This is a genomic window from Streptomyces sp. 2A115 (genome assembly GCF_052245575.1).
Lineage (GTDB): Bacteria > Actinomycetota > Actinomycetes > Streptomycetales > Streptomycetaceae > Streptomyces.
In genome coordinates this window covers 1-2,978 of sequence record NZ_JBQQCG010000195.1, presented here as the reverse complement: position 1 = coordinate 2,978, position 2,978 = coordinate 1, and the positions used below count along the sequence as shown (strand labels likewise).

Annotated in this window: 5 protein-coding genes; 2 read left to right on the top strand and 3 right to left on the bottom strand. The window is 65.8% G+C overall.

The genetic code is table 11. The features are described from left to right. Window positions 1–483 precede the first annotated feature (483 nt). Both ACTWQR_RS55460 and ACTWQR_RS55455 read right to left on the bottom strand, forming a co-directional pair. Window positions 484–900 (bottom strand): DNA-binding protein, encoded by a 417-nt coding sequence (locus ACTWQR_RS55460; protein WP_443234970.1) that lies wholly within the window; start codon window positions 898–900, stop codon window positions 484–486. Further along, window positions 876–1,202 (bottom strand): hypothetical protein, encoded by a 327-nt coding sequence (locus ACTWQR_RS55455; protein ID WP_443234969.1) that lies wholly within the window; start codon window positions 1,200–1,202, stop codon window positions 876–878. Before ACTWQR_RS55455 ends, ACTWQR_RS55460 begins: the two co-directional genes overlap by 25 nt. Before the next feature lie 91 nt (window positions 1,203–1,293). Between ACTWQR_RS55455 and ACTWQR_RS55450 the strand changes: the two genes are divergently transcribed. Further along, window positions 1,294–1,677: an ATP-binding protein gene (locus ACTWQR_RS55450; RefSeq protein WP_443234968.1), complete on the top strand. Its 384-nt coding sequence runs from the start codon at window positions 1,294–1,296 to the stop codon at window positions 1,675–1,677. Between the two features lie 63 nt (window positions 1,678–1,740). Beyond that, a complete protein-coding gene (locus ACTWQR_RS55445) occupies window positions 1,741–2,079 on the top strand; it encodes a transcriptional regulator (protein ID WP_443234967.1) in 339 nt (112 codons plus the stop codon). Between the two features lie 307 nt (window positions 2,080–2,386). Here the strand turns inward: ACTWQR_RS55445 and ACTWQR_RS55440 are convergent, their stop codons facing one another. After that, window positions 2,387–2,725, bottom strand: coding sequence for a hypothetical protein (locus tag ACTWQR_RS55440; RefSeq protein ID WP_443234966.1), 339 nt, complete (start codon window positions 2,723–2,725; stop codon window positions 2,387–2,389). Window positions 2,726–2,978: the final 253 nt, after the last annotated feature.

The following is a 2,978-nucleotide window of genomic DNA, read 5'->3' as shown; positions in this document are numbered from 1 at the left end:
GAGGGCCAAGGGACGGTGTCCCAAACCTTCCAATCCCTTCCTTGACCCGGCTGCCGAGCCCACGGGTGTGGTTGCTGCTGGCCGGTCCCGGTATGCGGGCCAGACGTCACCGCGCCCCACTCCCTGCCCGCAGCCGCTAAGCGCACCCGGCGTGCTGGCGAGACGCGATTGCGCCCACAGGCCCCGGACCACTGCCAAGCCGACCTGGGCGTCCGGCCTGCCTCGGGACACCACCCTTTCCGGCCGCCCGCTCGCTTCTCCCTCGTGCTGGAGCGGGCCGTGTCAAGGGTGGAGCGCAGCGGAATCGGCGTAGCCGACGCGACCGGAGGGAGCGCCCTTTACTCGGGCCGTGGAAGCACGACACTGGCCAAGAAGCGGGCGGCCCCACGGCGACCGAACATCCCGCCCGAAGGACAGCTCGAAACTGAACCCGGAGCGCGGTGACCATCCCGAAGGGCGGCTGAGGCGGCGGCCTCGCGGCTGTCAGATGCCTTCGACTTGCACCTTGTCGCCGCAGAGCTTCTTCATGGCGTCCACGTCCGACGTGAGGACAATGCGAGGTCCCGAATGGCTCAGCGCTGTCGCGGCCACCACGGCGTCGATCGCGTATTTGTGTCCGTGCAGACTGGCGTCCTTCAACAGGTCGATCGCGTTCCAGGTGATCGCTTCAGTGGCGGGCAGGATCTTGAGCCGGGAGAGGTGCCACCGGAACCGGTTCATCTGGACGTTGTCATGCCAGGCTTCGATGAGTGTCAGGTTGCTGACGGCGATCAGCATGTCCTCTGCCTGACAGGCCGCGATGAACGCGGTCGCCTGAGCGTCGGCGCTCACGGTCTTGGACAAGCCCTCGCTGTCGAGGAGCAGGATTCCGCTGTTCAGCTTGCTTTGCGTCCGTGCCACTCTTCGTCTGTCTCTTCACTCGAGGTGGCGTCCCGTTCCGCCAGCGCCTTTGCCGCCCGGATCGCCTGTGCGGCGCGATCGCGCATGTCCTGGGTGATGGGACCCGCCTCGGCCTCGTTGGCCTCCAGCAACTCCTCGATGAGATCGCGCTGTATCTGCCGCTCCACAGCGGCGCTGACATACGCGGAGAACCCGCGTGAGCCGACGCGTGCTTTGACCGCGGCGATACGGTCTGCGGGCATGGACACGCTCACCTTCTGTGCAGGGGCCTCGCCCTTGCCGTACTGCTCCGTGGAGTCCATTACGCCAGGGTAGCAGTGCGGTGGTAAAGGAAGTAGCAAACCGTTTCACGGCGAGTTGACGGACTGCGCCACCACCCCTCAGTCTCTTGGCTTGTTCGTCCTTCCCGGCGGCGATCTCGCCTCGGCCGGAGCAGCCCGCCGCTATGTCCGGGGTGCAGCCCGGTCTTGGGGGCTGCACCCGGATGCGGTGGACACTCTGGAGGCCATCACCGGCGAACTCGCCGCGAACGCGCTGGAACACAGTCACAGTCAGTCGATCACCGTGGCACTGTCCCTTGCCGCCGGGACCGTCACCGTCAGCTTGACTGATGAGGGAACGGGCCAGGTGTCCGTGCCGGAGACGGTAGAGCCGGAGCGGGAGTCCGGACGCGGTCTGCTGATCGCCAATGCGCTGGCCACGCGCTGGGGTCAGCGGCAGACCGGCGGTCGCTTCACTGTCTGGGCAGAGGTCGTTCTCGAAGCGGCACCCGGCTGACGTGCCCGATACTCGCCTCAGCCGTTTTGACGGTCTGCAGGAAGACGATTTCCGGGGGGAACTATGAGCCACACCCGATGGAAACTGGCGCGCGAACGCAAGGCCGCCGAGGGATACACCGAGCCCCCGGATGTCGTGGCCGAGCGTGAGCAGATCCGGTTGGCGCACGACCTGGGACAGTCGGTGCACGACCGGCGTACGGCCTTGAGGCTCTCACGGTCGGTGCTGGGCGATCGCCTCGGAATGACGGCCGACGAAGTGGAGGCGGTCGATCTGGGCGGCATGCTGCCCGTCACCGCCGACCTCCTCGTCAGGCCGGCGGTGGCACTTGAGGTCACAGTGGACGTCCACGTGATGTCAGACGGGCGCAACACCGTGGCGTCCGGCGGCCACGCGGCGTAGCGCACGCGAGTCCGACGCCGACGGTCGCCGCGCGGACCGGGAGCGGTGTGTCGGTGAAGAAGCCACACCGGCCATTCCGGGCCCGCGATCAGGAGCAGGCTGCTGACGCAGATCACAGGCCAGAGGATCTGGCCGATGACGGTCCACGTGAAGAGCGTCGTCCAGGCGTGGCGGCTGTCCGGGCTTCCCAGGCCGTGGTGACAGGAAAACGAATAGCCGCCCCTCCCATGGGAGAGGGCGGCAATTCTGCGCTCCCAAGCAGCAAGGCCGGACGGGCCGTATTACAGCCTTCTGGAAATATCAAACTTCAGGGGATGAGGAGATATACCTTGCAGTCCGCGCATCCCTTGTGCTCGCTCAAAACGGTGTTTCCACGGGTGTTCTCTATGGTCATCTGGCCGCTGGCGTGGCGCCACGGCAGCCAACCTGAGCTGATCTTGATGCGCACCCAGGCATCCCCCGAGCACGAGCCGCCCGAGTACTTCTTGGTCCACGAGGTCCATTCATCGGAGAAGGCGTAGTACTTGGACCCACAACTACGCGTCCAGAACTCCTCGTCAGAGGCTGCCGCCGGGCTTCCCACAGCGATAACCGCTGCGAAGGACGCCGCGAGGACAGCAGCTCCAAGCCTCAATCGATTACGCATGATGCGATCTTCCCCCTCTTTTTTGGCGGGTTTCCCTGAATGGACACGATTACGTTCGGTGCCCCTGTGCGGGGCTGCTGGCTAGCCTGACGCGTGCCGTCTTCCGGTGGCACCTGAAAAGTTTCAGGTTGTGCCGGGGGCGGTGCCATGGCAGCCCAAGATCAGCAGGTGCCTCCGCTGCCGTTGGCCTGGCATGCTCCCACCACCCCCACAAAGGAGTTGCAAAGAGGACACAAGAAAGGGAGGGGGGAGG